We start from the raw sequence: 18720 nt of genomic DNA, 5'->3' as shown, positions 1-18720 counted from the left end.
CACTGTGGTAGAATTGGGAATTTCAACATTTGGGGAAACAACTGAGGTTGAAGGAACTGGGCAAACTTACAGTCATGCCGAACGCATTCGTCAGTTGGTGGCGGAGATTGAACTGGCTGACAAGGTTGGTTTGGATGTGTATGGGATTGGTGAGCACCATCGAGCGGATTTTGCGATATCTGCTCCAGAGATTGTTCTGGCAGCTGGGGCAGTCAATACCAAGAAAATCCGTTTGACCAGTGCAGTCAGCATTCTCTCGAGCATGGATCCGATTCGTTTGTTCCAACAGTATGCCACTATTGATGCTTTGTCAAATGGACGTGCGGAGATTATGGCCGGAAGGGGTTCTTTCACGGAATCTTTTCCCTTGTTTGGCTATGATTTGAAAGACTACGAAGCTCTTTTTGATGAGAAATTAGACTTGCTTCAATTAGTCAATGAGAAGACCAAGATAGACTGGCAAGGACGATTGACTCAAACAATTTCCGGCAAAGAAGTTTATCCTCGTCCAGTTCAGGACAAATTACCCTTGTGGATAGCGACAGGTGGTCATGTCGAATCAACAGTGAAGATTGCTCAGGCTGGTCTACCGATTGTCTATGCCATTATTGGTGGTAACCCTCGTTATTTTAAAAAGTTGATTCAAGCTTACCGTGAGATTGGGAGCGAAGCGGGCCATGCCAGTCAGGAACTAAAGGTTGGAGCCCATTCTTGGGGCTGGATTGCTGAAGATGGCGAGCAGGCTGTGAAAGATTATTTCCATCCGACCAAGCAAGTAGTGGATGCTATTTCCAAAGACCGTCCTCATTGGCAGGAATTGAGTTATGAGCAATACCTTGAACAGGTCGGACCAAATGGTGCTATGTTTGTGGGCAATCCAGATCAGGTGGCAGAAAAATTAATTCGTATGATTAAGGATTTAGGATTGGACCGCTTTATGTTGCACCTACCTCTTGGTTCTATGCCTCATGAACAAGTCCTGAGAGCTATTGAACTTTTCGGAACGCAAGTGGCTCCAAAAGTACGGGCTTATTTTGCCATGAAAGAGGCTTAATAAAAAATCCTAATCAAGTTTATTATGACGGCAAATATTGTGCAAAAATCAATCCCCCGAGCGTTAAGGCTTGGGGGATAGTTCTATAGGAGGGCTAGTTTAGTTCTCTTTTTTGTTTTTTAGCAAGAACCCGAGACCTAGAAGAGCAAGGAGACTAATTCCTGCAAACAGGAGTTTGTGATCATTTTTGGTTCCTGTATTTGGTAGTTCAGCTTGTGAATCAGCTGTAGCTTGGTTAGGTTTATTTTCTGCATCAGCTACTTTTGTATCTGGTTTTGCAGAATCAGGTTTAGTTTGTGGAGCTGGAGTTTGCTGTTCCGGTTTGACTACTCGGTTTGACATATTGTCTTGGCTGTTATTTTGCCCTTGTTCTTGTTTTAAGCTAGAAAGGTCAAATTCTGGTTTTTCTTCCACAGCTGGGGCAACGATGGCACCACCTTGAGAGATTCTAAGAACAGTAGCTGTAAGGGCATTTAATTTCAAGCCTTTTTCAGTCCATTCAAGTCCTTTCGGGTTGGCAATTCCTACTGATCCTGCTTGGTTTTCATCTGCTAAAACTTCAGCATTTCTGAGGTGGGCAAAGGCAGTTCCCAAATTAAATTCGCGGGCTTTTTCGTCAGCATTGACAAAGACTGCATAGATGTCTCCATTTGGAGCAGTGATTTGGTAGCCAATCACCACGTCCTCTTTTTCCACACCATTTTGACCTGGGACAGTGATGAGGTGGACACGGTCTTTGATATCTTGGAGGCTCTTAAGTCGGAAGGCATCTGTAGATTGACGAAGGGCAATCAACCCTTTCATATAGTCACGGCTCTTGACATTTTCAGGATAAGCTTTACCATCTGTAGCCTTAGTCCAGTCAAACTTATTGATAGCATCGCTAGAATCGTAAGAGTCATGGATGAAGTAAGGATAGTCAAATGGATTGCCGTCCTTATCACGCAACAAGTGAGATTTGTTTGGAACCTTATCCTCTGCTACTGGAGTCTTGTAGGCTGGATCACGGAATTGTTTGGTACGTCCATATTCCTGACCAGAGTGGATAAATGGAGTTCCTTGAGCTGTCAAGACCATGAGGTTTCCAAGTCGCAAACGACGATGGATTTCAGCATAGTTCTCAGCCTTGCTTGGGTCTTTTTTGATAGACTGGGCAATGATATCAAAGAGGGTCAAGTTATCATGGGCTGCGATGTATTGGATGACATCTCCAGGGCTGTCAGCTTCAAAGTTGGTTGGTTGAGCAATCAGATTTTTAAAGATAGTGTTGATATCTCGCTTGCCACCTGTGATAAAGGCAGGTTGGCCTTCGTTTGGATAGCCAGACTTGAGGTTGTTACGGATGTCATCTGAAAAGACAGCGACAGTATCGGTATGTTTCATCCAATCTTGGTCAGCAGCTTTAGTAGGCATGTTTTCATCACCAGCATAGGTTCTCCAACCTTCACCAAGCATGATGAGGTTTGGATTGAGGGCGCGTGCAGCCTTGTACGCTTCTTCGATAGAAGCGGCATCATGGTCTCCCATCATATCGAAACGGAAGCCATCAACTTTGTAGGTATCAACTAGATATTTGATAGAGTCAACTAGGAGCCGTTTGGTCATATGGTGGGTTGTCCCCAAGCGTCCACCACCAAAGCTAGTTCGAGGTGTTCCGTCAGCATCCATAAAGTGGTAGTAGTTTGGCTCTAAATCTTCAAAGATATCGACCTTGGCTGTATGGTTATAAACGACATCTAGGATAGCTCCCATGCCACGTTTGTGGATTTCGTTGATGAGGTTTTTAAATTCTGCGATTCGTTTTTCTGGATTTTTAGGATCGCTTGAATACATACCAGTCAAGGAGAAGTAGTTTTGAGGATCATATCCCCAGTTATAGTTGCTGTTGCTTGAAGCATAGTCAGACAAGCGTTCATGGTTTTTCAATTCATTGACAAAGTAGTAAGATAAGACTGGAAGGAGCTGGATGTGGGTTACCCCCAAGTCTTTGAGATAGTCTAGTTTTTCAATAAAGGCTTCAAAAGTACCAAATGGTTTGGTCAAATCTTTTGCAATGGCCGGATCTGAAGTGAAGTCACGCACATGAGCTTCGTAGATAACGGCATCTTCACGAGTCTTGAAGTTGTGAATCTTACCATAAGTCAAGTCTTGAGGTCCTAGTTTGGCTGGATCTACAAAGGCGGCTTTAGCCACTTTATGGGCATCGTCAATCTTAGCATCGTCACTATTCCAAGCAGCGAGGGATTTAGCGTAAGGATCGAGTGCAAGAACAGTTTTACCCTGACGCTCGATTTGGTATTGATAATAGTAGCCAGTGAAATCTGTGATGCCTAATTTGTTTGTGCTATCTAGAGTTTGTTTCCAGGTTCCCTTTTCACCTTTTTCAAGAGCGACAGTTCCAACCACTTTGTTAGGGTCATTTTTGTCGTAGACAACAACAGAAACCTTATCAGCACTTGGTGACCAAAGGGTTAAATCAACTTGTTTTCCTTCTTCTTTGAGGTCAGCTCCAAGTTTGCCATCATAGCTGTAAGTCTCATCTTTAAGGCGCCAGCTTGTTTTGGTAGTGAGTTGGTCGGAATTGTAGCTAACAGTATATGGATGTTTTGTGTCAGAGAAATCTCCGCTGTAGGTCACTTTTTTACCAGCTTCATCGATTGCAACATCGGTGATAGTTACCTTGTTTCCTAGGTGATTAGTGATGTTGGAGTGCTTGAGGATATCTTCTTTTTTAGCACCGACTAGTGTTGAAAAACTACTTTCAATGCTAGAAGTTCCTACGTGCTGAGCCCCTGTCATACGGATATCATGAACGTAGTATGGATTTGTGTAGATTGATTCGTCATCGTCTTTGAGGAAGATTTGGCTATGATTTTTCAAATCTGTGAACTTATAATCTTCTTTACGGATTTTCACATCGTCTCCTTGTTTGTTTCTGTCTAGTAATAAAAATCCAAGGTCTTTAGCTGCATCTTTGAGTGGAATATCGATATAGCGACCATATTTGCCTGTGGCAGTAAAGTCTGTTCCATTTGGCCATTCACCACTACTTGGCTCCTTTACATCTCCCCAGTACCAGAGAGATTTCTTGTCATAATTTCCATCTGTGCGGTAGTAGTTGACACGGATAGTTCCTGCAGGTTGTGGTTCGTAAGAGAAAATCTTGTAATCTTGGTCCAACCAAGCCTCATTCATCTTTGGTGCCAGTTTTTCTACCGATTTATCGCCGGTCAGATTTTTCCCAGCTGTATTATTGATGAGGAAGCTAATTTTCTTGGCTTGCTCTCCCTTTAATTTGATATCTAGGTAATAGCCATAGTCATCTTTTTTGGCATCCTTGAAGGACAAGGCTCCGTTTGGCCAATTTTCAGATGGTTTTTCAACATCGTCCCAAGTCCATAGCCCTTGAGCATCCTTGTTTTCTTCAGGAAGTTTTTTGACATGGATACGGAAGTAGTTGTCTTCGATTGGCTCTTCTGCTTTAGTTTCATTTGTTACTGGACTCGTAGAAGTAGTTGGTTCACTTGAACGATCTTGCCCGGTTTGTGGTGCTGAATCGGCTGGGGTTGCAGCAGGAGTGGTTGCCTCTGTTGCAGGTTTTTCTTCTGTTTTCTCTAGGGAAGCGTTTGCATTATTAGGCGAAGAAATATCACTTTCGTTCTTACCAGAGTTAACTACTGTATCAGTAAGAGGTTGTGCAAGGGCAGTAGTAGTTTCATTACTAGTTCCCTTATTGCTTGTAGTATTTTCGTTTGCTGAGATAGTTGGTGTAGCCATGGCAAGCAGGACAAGGCTTGCTCCAATAAGGACAGAACCAGTTCCATTTTTGAGGGAACGGATGCTGTAAACCATTTTTTTCTCAGTGTGAGATGGTGTTCTTTTCATAATCAATCTCCTATAAATGAATTTCTTTATCAGTATAGCACGTAGTAAAACAATATGCAAGCGTTTTCCTAAAATTAAACTAAAAGAAAAATCGCAACAAATTTTGTTATGATTCAGCCAGTCTTCCTTATAGGAAAAGATTTTGTCAAAAATTCGTCAATCTCCTTGAAAAATCTGGCTAAATAGGGTATAATATAAATAATCATTTGTCGTAGGTTTTGTCTGAAATATTGTCCAGACAAGGCTCACAGCAGTTAAATCTTCTGAAAAAGTCAGATTTAGCTGCTCTTTTTGTGCTTTTTTTCAGGATTTTGAGTACTTGTAACAAAGATTTAAAGATTCTGAAAATTCATCAAGAGGACACGGTGATAGGGGTTTTTAAAACCATATGACGATTAGAAAAGCCTGATTGACAAGGCTTGGAACTTATTTACAAAGGAGAATCATCTTGGCAGGACATGACGTTCAATACGGGAAACATCGTACCCGTCGTAGTTTTTCAAGAATCAAAGAAGTTCTTGACTTACCAAATTTGATTGAAATTCAAACTGACTCATTCAAAGATTTCCTAGACCATGGTCTTAAGGAAGTGTTTGAAGATGTATTGCCAATTTCAAACTTCACAGACACAATGGAGTTGGAATTTGTTGGATATGAAATCAAGGAACCAAAATACACGCTAGAAGAGGCTCGTATCCACGATGCTAGCTACTCAGCACCAATTTTTGTAACCTTCCGCTTGATCAATAAAGAAACAGGCGAAATCAAAACTCAAGAAGTTTTCTTTGGTGATTTCCCAATCATGACAGAAATGGGTACTTTCATCATCAATGGTGGTGAACGTATCATCGTATCTCAGTTGGTCCGCTCACCAGGTGTTTACTTTAACGATAAAGTTGATAAAAACGGTAAAGTGGGCTACGGTTCAACTGTCATCCCTAACCGTGGAGCTTGGTTGGAACTTGAAAGTGACTCAAAAGATATCGCCTACACTCGTATCGACCGTACTCGTAAGATTCCATTTACGACATTGGTTCGTGCGCTTGGTTTCTCAGGTGATGATGAAATCTTTGATATCTTTGGTGATAGCGAATTGGTTCGCAACACTGTTGAAAAAGATATCCACAAGAACCCAATGGACTCTCGTACCGACGAAGCTTTGAAAGAAATTTACGAACGCCTTCGTCCAGGTGAGCCTAAGACTGCTGAAAGTTCACGTAGCTTGCTTGTGGCTCGTTTCTTTGACCCACGTCGCTATGACCTAGCAGCAGTTGGTCGTTACAAGATCAATAAAAAACTCAATGTTAAAACACGTTTGCTCAACCAAACCATTGCGGAGCCATTGGTAGATCCTGAAACTGGAGAAATCTTGGTAGAAGCTGGTACAATCATGACTCGTAGCGTGATTGAAAGTATTGAAAGCCATTTGGATGGTGATTTGAACAAGATTGTTTACATTCCAAATGATGCAGCGGTTGTGACTGAGCCAGTTGTTCTTCAAAAATTCAAGGTTGTTGCACCAACTGATCCAGACCGTGTTGTAACGATCATCGGTAATGCTAATCCAGATGACAAGGTTCGTATCGTTACTCCTGCAGATATCCTTGCTGAAATGAGCTATTTCCTCAACTTGGCTGAAGGACTTGGCCGTGTAGACGATATCGACCACCTTGGAAACCGTCGTATCCGTGCCGTTGGTGAACTGCTTGCCAACCAAGTACGCCTTGGACTTTCTCGTATGGAACGTAATGTCCGTGAACGTATGTCTGTTCAAGATAACGAAGTCTTGACACCACAACAAATCATCAATATCCGTCCTGTAACAGCTGCGGTTAAAGAATTCTTTGGTTCATCACAGTTGTCACAGTTCATGGACCAACACAACCCGCTTTCTGAGTTGTCTCACAAACGCCGTTTGTCAGCCTTAGGACCTGGTGGTTTGACACGTGACCGCGCAGGATATGAAGTACGTGACGTGCACTACACTCACTATGGTCGTATGTGTCCAATCGAGACACCTGAAGGACCTAACATCGGTTTGATCAATAACTTGTCATCTTACGGGCACTTAAATAAATATGGTTTTGTTCAAACACCATACCGTAAAGTTGACCGTGAAACAGGTGTTGTCACAAACGAAATCGTTTGGTTGACAGCCGATGAAGAAGATGAATTTACTGTAGCACAGGCTAATTCTCGTCTTAACGAAGATGGAACCTTTGCTGAAAAAGTTGTCATGGGACGTCACCAAGGGGTCAACCAAGAGTATCCAGCTAACGTTGTTGACTACATGGACGTATCTCCAAAACAGGTAGTTGCCGTTGCGACAGCATGTATTCCTTTCTTGGAAAACGATGACTCCAACCGTGCCCTCATGGGAGCCAACATGCAACGTCAGGCTGTGCCATTGATTGATCCAAAAGCACCTTACGTTGGTACTGGTATGGAATACCAGGCAGCCCACGATTCTGGAGCGGCTGTGATTGCTCAGTATGATGGTAAAGTTACTTATGCAGATGCTGACAAGGTAGAAGTACGCCGTGAAGATGGTTCATTGGACATTTACCACATCCAAAAATTCCGTCGTTCAAACTCAGGTACTGCTTACAACCAACGTACGCTCGTAAAAGTTGGTGATGTCGTTGAAAAAGGCGATTTCATCGCTGACGGGCCTTCTATGGAAAATGGAGAAATGGCGCTTGGACAAAATCCAATCGTTGCCTACATGACATGGGAAGGTTATAACTTCGAGGATGCCGTTATCATGAGCGAACGCTTGGTCAAAGACGATGTTTATACATCTGTTCACCTTGAAGAATACGAATCAGAAACGCGCGATACAAAGCTTGGGCCTGAAGAAATTACTCGTGAAATTCCAAACGTTGGTGAAGATGCCCTCAAAGACCTTGACGAAATGGGTATTATCCGTATCGGTGCTGAGGTTAAAGAAGGCGATATCCTTGTAGGTAAAGTAACACCTAAGGGTGAGAAAGATCTTTCAGCTGAAGAACGCCTCTTGCACGCTATCTTCGGAGACAAATCTCGTGAAGTACGTGACACTTCTCTTCGTGTACCACACGGTGCCGATGGTGTCGTTCGTGATGTTAAGATCTTTACACGTGCAAATGGAGATGAGTTGCAATCAGGTGTTAATATGCTGGTTCGCGTCTACATCGCTCAAAAACGTAAGATCAAGGTCGGAGATAAGATGGCCGGACGTCACGGAAATAAAGGGGTTGTCTCTCGTATCGTTCCTGTAGAAGACATGCCTTACCTTCCAGATGGAACTCCAGTCGATATCATGTTGAACCCACTTGGGGTGCCATCACGTATGAATATCGGTCAGGTTATGGAGCTCCACCTTGGTATGGCTGCTCGTACTCTGGGTATCCACATTGCAACACCAGTCTTTGACGGAGCAAGTTCTGAAGATCTTTGGTCAACCGTTAAAGAAGCAGGTATGGATAGCGATGCCAAAACAATCCTTTACGATGGACGTACTGGGGAGCCGTTTGATAACCGTGTTTCTGTCGGAGTCATGTACATGATTAAACTCCACCACATGGTTGACGATAAATTGCACGCTCGTTCAGTCGGGCCATACTCAACTGTTACCCAACAACCACTCGGAGGTAAAGCTCAGTTTGGTGGACAACGTTTCGGTGAGATGGAGGTTTGGGCTCTTGAAGCCTACGGTGCGTCAAATGTTCTTCAAGAAATCTTGACTTACAAGTCTGACGATATCAACGGACGTTTGAAAGCTTATGAAGCTATTACAAAAGGAAAACCAATTCCAAAACCAGGTGTTCCAGAATCCTTCCGAGTTCTTGTCAAAGAATTGCAATCTCTTGGTCTAGACATGCGTGTCCTAGACGAAGATGACCAAGAAGTGGAACTTCGCGACTTGGATGAAGGAATGGACGAAGATGTCATCCACGTAGATGACCTTGAAAAAGCCCGCGAAAAAGCAGCCCAAGAGGCTAAAGCAGCCTTTGAAGCTGAAGAAGCTGAGAAAGAAGCAAAAGTGGAAGCAACAGAAGAAGCTGCTGAAGAATAAGCAGTTCACTTAGAATAGAAAGGGAAGAAATAGTGGTTGATGTAAATCGTTTTAAAAGTATGCAAATCACCCTAGCTTCTCCAAGTAAAGTCCGTTCATGGTCTTATGGAGAAGTCAAAAAACCTGAAACAATCAATTACCGTACCTTGAAACCAGAACGTGAAGGACTATTTGATGAAGTTATCTTTGGTCCTACAAAAGACTGGGAATGTGCTTGTGGTAAATACAAACGCATTCGCTACAGAGGAATTGTTTGTGACCGTTGTGGGGTTGAAGTAACGCGTACGAAAGTTCGTCGTGAGCGTATGGGGCACATCGAATTGAAAGCTCCTGTATCTCACATCTGGTACTTCAAGGGGATTCCAAGCCGTATGGGCTTGACCCTTGATATGAGCCCTCGTGCCCTCGAGGAAGTTATCTACTTTGCGGCTTATGTGGTGATTGATCCAAAGGATACACCACTTGAGCACAAGTCTATCATGACAGAGCGCGAATACCGAGAGCGCTTGCGTGAATATGGTTATGGATCATTCGTTGCCAAGATGGGTGCTGAAGCTATCCAAGACCTCTTGAAACAAGTAGATCTTGAAAAAGAGATTGCTGAACTCAAAGAAGAGTTGAAAACAGCGACTGGACAAAAACGTGTCAAAGCAATCCGTCGTTTGGATGTTTTGGATGCCTTTTACAAGTCTGGAAACAAACCTGAATGGATGATTCTCAACATCCTTCCAGTTATTCCACCAGATCTTCGTCCAATGTTGCAGTTGGATGGTGGCCGTTTTGCCTCATCTGACTTGAACGACCTGTATCGCCGTGTTATCAACCGTAACAACCGTTTGGCTCGTTTGCTTGAGTTGAATGCACCAGGTATCATCGTTCAAAATGAGAAGCGTATGCTTCAAGAAGCGGTTGACGCTTTGATTGACAATGGTCGTCGTGGTCGTCCAATCACAGGACCAGGTAGCCGTCCACTGAAATCATTGAGCCACATGCTTAAAGGTAAACAAGGACGCTTCCGTCAAAACTTGCTCGGTAAACGTGTTGACTTCTCAGGACGTTCTGTTATCGCAGTTGGTCCAACTCTTAAGATGTACCAATGTGGTGTGCCACGTGAAATGGCGATCGAGCTCTTTAAACCATTCGTGATGCGTGAAATTGTTGCCCGTGATATCGTGCAAAACGTCAAAGCTGCTAAACGCTTGGTGGAACGCGGAGATGAGCGTATCTGGGATATCCTTGAAGAAGTGATTAAAGAACACCCAGTGCTTTTGAACCGCGCACCGACCCTTCACCGTTTGGGTATCCAAGCCTTCGAGCCAGTCTTGATTGATGGTAAGGCCCTTCGCTTGCACCCGCTTGTCTGTGAAGCCTACAATGCCGACTTTGACGGGGACCAAATGGCCATCCACGTACCGCTTTCAGAAGAAGCCCAAGCAGAAGCTCGTATCTTGATGCTAGCTGCTGAGCACATCTTGAACCCCAAAGATGGTAAACCAGTTGTTACTCCGTCTCAGGACATGGTTTTGGGTAACTACTACTTGACGATGGAAGAAGCTGGTCGTGAAGGTGAAGGAATGGTCTTCAAAGACCGTGACGAAGCGGTTATGGCTTACCGTAATGGTTATGTTCACCTCCACTCACGTGTTGGTATCGCAACAGACAGCCTCAACAAGCCTTGGACAGAAGAGCAAAAACACAAGGTCTTGCTTACAACAGTTGGTAAAATCCTCTTCAACGACATCATGCCAGAGGGTCTACCATACTTGCAAGAACCAAACAATGCCAACTTGACAGAAGGCGTTCCAGCTAAATACTTCTTGCCACTTGGTGGAGATATCAAGGAAGCTATTAACAATCTTGAACTCAACCCTCCATTCAAGAAGAAAAACCTTGGAAATATCATCGCTGAAATCTTCAAACGTTTCCGTACGACAGAAACTTCTGCCCTACTTGACCGCATGAAGAACCTCGGTTACCACCACTCAACTCTTGCAGGATTGACAGTGGGTATTGCCGATATCCCAGTCGTTGATGACAAGGCTGAAATCATTGAAGAATCACACAAACGTGTAGAACAAATCACAAAACAATTCCGTCGTGGTATGATCACAGACGACGAGCGTTACAATGCTGTTACAGCTGAATGGCGTGCTGCCCGTGAAAAACTAGAGAAACGTTTGATTGCCAACCAAGATCCTAAGAACCCAATCGTTATGATGATGGACTCTGGAGCCCGTGGTAACATCTCAAACTTCTCACAGCTTGCCGGTATGCGTGGTCTGATGGCTGCTCCGAACGGACGTATCATGGAATTGCCAATCCTTTCAAACTTCCGCGAAGGTTTGTCAGTACTCGAAATGTTCTTCTCAACTCACGGTGCCCGTAAAGGTATGACCGATACGGCCCTTAAGACAGCCGACTCAGGTTACTTGACTCGTCGTTTGGTTGACGTTGCCCAAGATGTTATCATCCGTGAGGACGACTGTGGAACTGACCGTGGTCTCTTGATCCGCTCTATCGCAGAAGGAAAAGAAATGATTGAGTCTCTCGAGGAGCGTCTCAATGGTCGTTACACTAAGAAAACTGTTAAACATCCAGAAACTGGTGCAGTGATTATCGGTCCAAATGAATTGATTACAGAAGACAAGGCGCGTGAAATTGTCAATGCTGGTGTGGAAGAAGTGACTATCCGTTCCGTATTTACATGTAACACTCGTCACGGTGTCTGCCGTCACTGTTACGGTATCAACTTGGCGACTGGTGATGCGGTTGAAGTTGGTGAAGCAGTTGGTACAATCGCTGCCCAATCTATCGGGGAACCTGGTACACAGCTTACAATGCGTACCTTCCACACGGGTGGGGTTGCCTCAAATACCGATATCACTCAGGGTCTTCCTCGTGTTCAAGAAATCTTTGAAGCCCGCAATCCTAAAGGGGAAGCGGTTATCACAGAGGTTAAAGGACAAGTTACTGCTATCGAAGAAGATGCATCAACTCGTACTAAGAAAGTCTTTGTTAAGGGTGAAACTGGCGAAGGTGAATATGTCGTTCCATTTACCGCTCGTATGCGTGTTGAAGTTGGAGACCAAGTAGCGCGTGGTGCTGCTCTTACAGAAGGTTCAATCCAACCAAAACGTCTCCTTGCAGTTCGTGATGTCTTGTCAGTTGAAACTTACCTTCTTGGTGAAGTGCAAAAAGTTTACCGTAGCCAAGGGGTAGAAATCGGTGACAAACACATCGAGGTAATGGTGCGTCAAATGATCCGTAAAGTTCGTGTCATGGATCCAGGTGACACAGATCTTCTCATGGGTACCCTCATGGATATCAATGACTTTACAGATGCCAACAAAGATGTTCTTATCGCAGGTGGAGTTCCAGCGACAGGTCGCCCAGTTCTTATGGGAATTACCAAAGCCTCACTTGAAACAAACAGTTTCTTGTCAGCGGCTTCCTTCCAGGAAACAACTCGTGTCCTTACTGACGCAGCTATCCGTGGTAAGAAAGACCATCTCCTTGGACTTAAAGAAAATGTTATCATCGGTAAGATCATCCCAGCAGGTACTGGTATGGCCCGTTACCGTAACCTTGAACCACAAGCTATCAACGAAGAAGAATACCTTAATCCTCCAGTAGAGGAAGAAGGAAATGAAGAAACAACAGAAGTAGTTGTGGATACTGTCGTTGAAACTGTGGAAGAAACAGTAGAATAAAAGAGAATGAGAGAGCCTTCGGGTTCTCTTTCTATTTTCTGAAAACTTTCTCCATTTTTCTATGAAATGTGGTAAAATAAAAGAAAGAAGCTGACAAAGGAGACGGGTATGGAACAAACATTTTTTATCATTAAACCAGACGGTGTAAAAAGAGGATTAGTGGGTGAGGTGTTGAAACGCATCGAACAACGTGGATTTACAATCGAAAAATTGGAGTTGCGTACAAAGGTTTCAGAAGGGTTAATTGATCAGCACTATCAGGACTTGGTTGGTCAAAGTTTTTACCCACCGATTCGTGAATTTATGACTTCAGGACCGGTTCTTGTAGGTATCATTTCTGGTCCCAAAGTAATTGAAACTTGGCGGACTATGATGGGTGCGACTCGTCCAGAAGAAGCTTTACCAGGAACTATTCGAGGTGATTTTGCAAAAGCTGCTAGTGAAAATCAACCTATCCAAAATGTTGTACATGGTTCAGATTCAGAAGAGTCAGCTAAGAGAGAAATTGCTCTTTGGTTTGAGAATTAAATAAGTGCAAGAACAGTTCTATTGCAATGGAGCTGTTTTTTTGTACCGTTCAGCGTCTGAATGTGACATTTTAGGGGTCATTATTATTTTCTAATCCTATCAGAGTATAATTTCATTTAGGGAGGAGAAGGAAATGATGAAATCAATTCGTGTTTTATTATTATTAGCTGTCGTTCAAATTTTATTTGGAAGTTGTTTGTTGTGGAAGGAAACATTTTTATCTTTAAGACAAGTTAATGTATATTTTTTAATTCTCATAGTCGGAATTTCTGGCTTTTGTGCTGGCATTAATTACTTTCATACCTCGGGTCAGAAACGTCATAGCATTTTGCATTCTCAGAAGAAAGTCTGGATGGTTTATACGATTCTTTTAGTGGTCAATTTGTTAGCGTCTTGTCTGGTTTTGTCAGAAAGTATCCAAATTCACAACAAACTACAGCAGGATTTGGTTGATCTTTTTTTACCGTCATTCTTTTTTTTACTAGGTATTGATATGTGGATTTTTCTGCCTTTTGATAAATACCATCGTGATTTAGAAAATTTACTGAACAGGAAGAAAACAGGATTGTTATCCATCTTGGCAACTGTTATTTTTTTGAGAAATCCCTTGACGATTTCTTCAATTCTTGTCTATATAGTTTTGGGATTTCTATGTGCACGATTTATTTTCCCAAAATCTATTCAGAGAGAAATTTCATTTTATGGCCATATTATTCGAGATATTTTATTTGTGATTAGTATGTTTGTTTTCTTTTAAGTTAATCAGCTAAAGTGCTAGTGATTTCCAAATTTATAATAGTAAATTTTAAAGAAAATTTACACAAAAAGAAACTTTCTGGTATAATAGTAACATGTACACAAAAAATGAAGAAGAGCTTTTAGCTCTTGGAGAAAGATTAGGAAACCTGCTTAAAAAAAATGATGTCTTAATTTTGACTGGAGAGTTGGGGGCAGGAAAAACAACTTTTACAAAAGGTTTAGCAAAGGGATTGGATATCCATCAAATGATTAAGAGTCCAACCTACACCATTGTGAGAGAGTATGAAGGTCGTCTTCCGCTTTATCATTTAGATGTTTATCGTATTGAGGGCGACGCTGATTCTATTGACTTGGATGAGTTTCTCTTTGGTGGTGGGGTGACCGTCATCGAGTGGGGGCATCTTTTAGGTGAGGATTTACCGGATTCATATTTAGAATTGGAAATTCTAAAAGAGGATGAGGGCCGTCAATTGCGCTTTAATGCTCAAGGTCATAGACCGGAACAACTTCTTAAGGAGCTTTCAGATGGAGTATGAGTTGTGTATTCGTGAGGCTGAAGTTCAAGATGCAACTGATTTGATTGCTTTTTTAAATCTTGTAAGCAAGGAAACAGATTTTACTAGTTTAGATGAAGAGGGAATCATGATGAGCGAATCAGAAATGGTACTTTTTATCGGAAAACAAGCTAGTTCAGAAAATCAAATTACTCTCTTAGCTTTATTAAATGATACAATTGCAGGAGTCCTGAGTATTACTGCAGATTCTCGTTTAAGGGTTCGGCATATCGGAGATATTTTTTTAGTTGTTCAAAAGAAATTTTGGAATCAAGGCTTGGCCGGTATTCTTTTAGAGGAAGGTATCGAGTGGGCTAAATCAAGTGGTATTTTACGTCGTTTGCAACTAAGTGTGCAAAAAAGAAATGAGGCTGCTATTCACCTATACTCTAAAATGGGATTTACCATGGAGGGATTGCAGGAAAGAGGAGCCTATCTAGAAGAAGGGACATTTTTGGATGTTTGTCTCATGGGCAAACTGATAGATGAATAATGATATGGTTAAAAAATTAATCGGAACAGTACTTGCTTTTCTAGTAGTAACAGTGTTAGGTGTTGGAGTCTATGCCTATACAATTTATCAACAGGGAACAGCAACGTTGAGTCAAAAAACTTATAAAAAGATTGGTGAAGAAACAAACGTAATTGAAGCGACGGAGCCTCTGACTATTCTTTTGATGGGAGTGGACACTGGGAATATCGAACGTACGGATCGTTGGGAAGGAAATAGTGATTCTATGATTCTCATTACAGTCAATCCTAAAACAAAGAAAACAACCATGATGAGTTTGGAACGGGATATTTTAACAAAAATTCAGCAAAAAGATGGTAGTGTTGAGGAAGCTAAACTAAATGCCGCCTACGCTGGTGGTGGTGCGGAATTGGCAATCTCAACTATCCAGAAAATGATGAATATTCATATTGATCGTTACGTTATGGTGAATATGCAGGGGCTGCAACAATTGGTTGATGCAGTTGGCGGGGTGACTGTAAATAATACACTCGGTTTCCCAATTTCGATTACTGACCAGGAAGAATTTAATAAAATTTCCATTGGTGTTGGACAGCAGACTTTAAATGGTGAGGAAGCGCTTGTTTATTCTCGTATGCGTTATCAAGACCCTGAAGGAGACTATGGTCGTCAAAAACGTCAGCGTGAAGTGATTCAAAAAATTGTTGAGAAGGTCTTGAGTCTGAACAGTGTGAGTCATTATCAAGGGATTTTAAAAGCTTTGACTGATAATATGCAAACAAACGTTGATTTGTCAGCGAAAAGTATTCCACAATTACTTGGTTATCAAGATTCTTTCAAGAATATTGAAACACATCAATTGCGCGGAGAAGATGCGGAATTGCAGGGGATTTCTTACCAGATTGTTACAACTGAGCATATGTTAGAAATGCAAAATCTCTTACGTCGTTCACTAGGTAAAGAGGAAGTAACTGAAGTAGAAACCAATGCTGTTTTATACGAAGTGGCCCTTGGAAGAACCGCTACATCAACGAATGCTTCAAGTGTAGAAATAGAACAAAATTAATAATGAAATCGTGGGAAATTTCCTGCGATTTTTTCAAAAAAATACGAATAGATAGGTAGGAGGAAACATGAAAGCAGAAATCATTGCTGTTGGAACAGAGATTTTGACAGGACAGATTGTCAATACCAATGCCCAGTTTTTATCGGAAAAACTAGCAGAGATTGGGGTAGATGTATATTTTCAAACGGCTGTAGGAGACAATGAAGCTCGTCTCTTATCCCTGCTTGAGATTGCCAGTCAACGTAGCAGTCTGGTGATTTTGACAGGTGGTTTGGGGCCAACTGAGGACGATTTGACCAAACAAACCCTGGCTAAATTCTTAGGAAAAGAATTAGTCTTTGATTCTCAGGCTCAGGAGAAGTTGGATGTCTTTTTTGCCCAGAGACCAGACTATGCCCGAACACCGAATAACGAAAGACAAGCTCAAATTGTAGAAGGGGCGATTCCACTACCAAACGAAACAGGACTGGCTGTGGGAGGAATATTGGAAGTCGATGGAGTGACCTATGTCGTCCTTCCAGGGCCGCCAAGTGAATTGAAACCTATGGTCTTAAACCAACTTCTACCCAAGTTGATGACAGGAAGCAAGCTATATTCCCGAGTTCTTCGTTTCTTTGGGATCGGCGAGAGCCAGCTGGTGACGATTTTGGCTGATTTGATTGATAATCAGACCGATCCAACCTTGGCACCTTATGCCAAGACAGGAGAGGTAACCCTGCGTCTATCAACAAAGGCTAGTGATCAAGAAGAGGCGAATCAAGCGCTGGATATCTTGGAAAATCAAATCTTAGGTCGCCAAACCTTTGAAGGCCTTTCTTTACGAGACCTTTGTTATGGCTATGGGGAAGAAACTAGTTTAGCTAGCATTGTGGTAGAAGAACTGAAAAAACAAGGGAAAACTATCACAGCTGCAGAGAGTTTGACGGCAGGGCTTTTCCAAGCCACTGTGGCAGATTTTTCGGGTGCTTCAAGTATATTTAAGGGTGGTTTTGTAACCTATAGCTTGGAGGAAAAATCAAGGATGTTGGATATTCCTACCAAGGATTTAGAAGAACATGGTGTAGTGTCTGAATTTACAGCGCAGAAGATGGCTGAGCAGGCACGAAGTAAGACCCAGTCTGATTTTGGTCTTAGTTTGACTGGAGTGGCAGGACCAGATAGCCTAGAAGGACATCCAGCTGGGACAGTCTTCATAGGCTTGGCTCAAGAGCAAGGAACTGAGGTTATCAGGGTTAATATTGGAGGTAGAAGTCGAGCAGATGTACGTCACATTGCGGTTATGCATGCCTTTAACCTAGTTCGCAAGGCTTTATTAAGTGACTAACTTTTGATATAATAGTAGATAGGTCTGAGGACCATTAGAATGTAGGAGAATAGAATGGCGAAAAAACCAAAAAAATTAGATGAAATTTCAAAAAAATTCGGGGCTGAACGTGAAAAAGCCTTGAATGATGCTCTTAAATTGATTGAGAAAGATTTCGGTAAAGGATCAATCATGCGTTTGGGTGAACGTGCCGAGCAAAAGGTGCAAGTGATGAGCTCAGGTTCTTTGGCTCTTGACATTGCCCTTGGTTCAGGTGGTTATCCTAAGGGACGTATCATCGAAATCTATGGGCCAGAGTCATCTGGTAAGACAACGGTTGCCCTTCATGCAGTTGCGCAAGCACAAAAAGAAGGTGGTATTGCAGCCTTTATCGATGCGGAACATGCCCTCGATCCAGCTTATGCTGCGGCCCTTGGTGTCAACATTGACGAATTGCTCTTGTCTCAACCAGACTCAGGAGAGCAAGGTCTTGAGATTGCAGGAAAATTGATTGACTCAGGAGCTGTGGATCTTGTCGTAGTCGACTCAGTTGCTGCCCTTGTACCTCGTGCGGAAATTGATGGAGATATCGGAGATAGCCACGTTGGTTTGCAGGCTCGTATGATGAGCCAGGCTATGCGTAAGCTCGGTGCTTCTATCAATAAAACAAAAACAATTGCCATCTTTATCAACCAATTGCGTGAAAAAGTTGGTGTCATGTTTGGGAATCCAGAAACAACTCCTGGTGGACGTGCTCTGAAATTCTACGCATCAGTCCGTTTGGATGTTCGTGGAAGCACACAAATCAAGGGAACTGGTGACCAAAAAGACACCAATGTCGGTAAAGAAACCAAGATCAAGGTCGTGAAAAACAAGGTGGCTCCACCATTTAAGGAAGCCTTCGTTGAAATCATGTACGGAGAAGGGATTTCTAAGACTGGTGAACTCTTGAAAATTGCAAGCGATTTGGATATCATCAAAAAAGCAGGAGCTTGGTACTCTTACAAGGATGAGAAAATCGGGCAAGGTTCTGAAAATGCTAAGAAATACTTGGCAGATAACCCAGAAGTCTTTGATGAAATCGACCATCAAGTCCGTGTTCAATTTGGTTTGATTGATGGAGAAGAAGCTGCTGAAAGCAAAAAAGATGAAGTAGCTCAAGTAGAATCTGTGAATGAAGAAGTAACTCTTGACCTAGGCGATGAGCTTGAAATCGAAATTGAAGAATAAGCTGTCAAAGTAGTGGAGAAATCCACTGCTTTTTCGATGCCTTATTCTGGTTTTCTGCTCACGCATAGTTTGCTGTTTCTTGTCGCTCCCCTAGAAAGCTGA

11 protein-coding genes are annotated in these 18720 nt (G+C 42.5%); 10 read left to right on the top strand and 1 reads right to left on the bottom strand.

Annotation, left to right across the window (positions count from 1 at the left end; translation table 11 throughout):
- The first annotated feature begins 4 nt into the window (after positions 1-4).
- Entirely contained in the window at positions 5-1054 is a 1050-nt protein-coding gene (locus FBF73_RS00330) for an LLM class flavin-dependent oxidoreductase (protein ID WP_136936637.1), read from the top strand.
- Positions 1055-1153: 99 nt separating this feature from the next.
- On the opposite strand, the gene FBF73_RS00325 is transcribed toward FBF73_RS00330, so the two are convergent.
- Positions 1154-4939 (bottom strand): pullulanase, encoded by a 3786-nt coding sequence (locus tag FBF73_RS00325; RefSeq protein WP_136936636.1) that lies wholly within the window; start codon positions 4937-4939, stop codon positions 1154-1156.
- Between the two features lie 448 nt (positions 4940-5387).
- On the opposite strand from FBF73_RS00325, the gene rpoB reads away from it, so the two are divergent.
- The 9 genes from rpoB (at position 5388) to recA (ending at position 18618) form a co-directional block, all read left to right on the top strand.
- Positions 5388-8996 carry a DNA-directed RNA polymerase subunit beta gene (rpoB, locus tag FBF73_RS00320; protein WP_136936635.1) on the top strand — a complete coding sequence of 1203 codons (3609 nt, stop codon included), beginning with the start codon at positions 5388-5390 and terminating at the stop codon, positions 8994-8996.
- A 32-nt stretch (positions 8997-9028) separates the two neighbouring features.
- A complete protein-coding gene (gene rpoC, locus FBF73_RS00315; protein ID WP_169435146.1) occupies positions 9029-12706 on the top strand; it encodes a DNA-directed RNA polymerase subunit beta' in 3678 nt (1225 codons plus the stop codon).
- 108 nt (positions 12707-12814) lie between these two features.
- Positions 12815-13234 (top strand): nucleoside-diphosphate kinase, encoded by a 420-nt coding sequence (ndk, locus tag FBF73_RS00310; RefSeq protein ID WP_136936634.1) that lies wholly within the window; start codon positions 12815-12817, stop codon positions 13232-13234.
- A gap of 133 nt (positions 13235-13367) precedes the next feature.
- The gene (locus FBF73_RS00305; protein ID WP_136936633.1) at positions 13368-13991 is read left to right on the top strand and encodes a hypothetical protein; all 624 of its coding nucleotides are present in this window, start codon (positions 13368-13370) and stop codon (positions 13989-13991) included.
- Between the two features lie 94 nt (positions 13992-14085).
- Positions 14086-14529 (top strand): tRNA (adenosine(37)-N6)-threonylcarbamoyltransferase complex ATPase subunit type 1 TsaE, encoded by a 444-nt coding sequence (gene tsaE, locus FBF73_RS00300; RefSeq protein ID WP_136936632.1) that lies wholly within the window; start codon positions 14086-14088, stop codon positions 14527-14529.
- Positions 14519-15040: a GNAT family N-acetyltransferase gene (locus FBF73_RS00295; RefSeq protein ID WP_136936631.1), complete on the top strand. Its 522-nt coding sequence runs from the start codon at positions 14519-14521 to the stop codon at positions 15038-15040. The genes tsaE and FBF73_RS00295 overlap by 11 nt, the downstream gene beginning before the upstream one ends.
- A 4-nt stretch (positions 15041-15044) precedes the next feature.
- Entirely contained in the window at positions 15045-16085 is a 1041-nt protein-coding gene (brpA, locus tag FBF73_RS00290) for a biofilm formation/cell division transcriptional regulator BrpA (protein WP_136936630.1), read from the top strand.
- A gap of 67 nt (positions 16086-16152) precedes the next feature.
- The gene (locus FBF73_RS00285) at positions 16153-17409 is read left to right on the top strand and encodes a competence/damage-inducible protein A (protein WP_136936629.1); all 1257 of its coding nucleotides are present in this window, start codon (positions 16153-16155) and stop codon (positions 17407-17409) included.
- Between the two features lie 54 nt (positions 17410-17463).
- Positions 17464-18618 carry a recombinase RecA gene (gene recA, locus FBF73_RS00280; protein ID WP_136936628.1) on the top strand — a complete coding sequence of 385 codons (1155 nt, stop codon included), beginning with the start codon at positions 17464-17466 and terminating at the stop codon, positions 18616-18618.
- Positions 18619-18720 lie beyond the last annotated feature (102 nt).

The sequence above is a fragment of the Streptococcus mitis genome (genome assembly GCF_005144795.1).
In the GTDB taxonomy this organism is placed as follows: domain Bacteria; phylum Bacillota; class Bacilli; order Lactobacillales; family Streptococcaceae; genus Streptococcus; species Streptococcus mitis_BB.
This window is presented reverse-complemented; position numbering and strand designations above follow the sequence as displayed.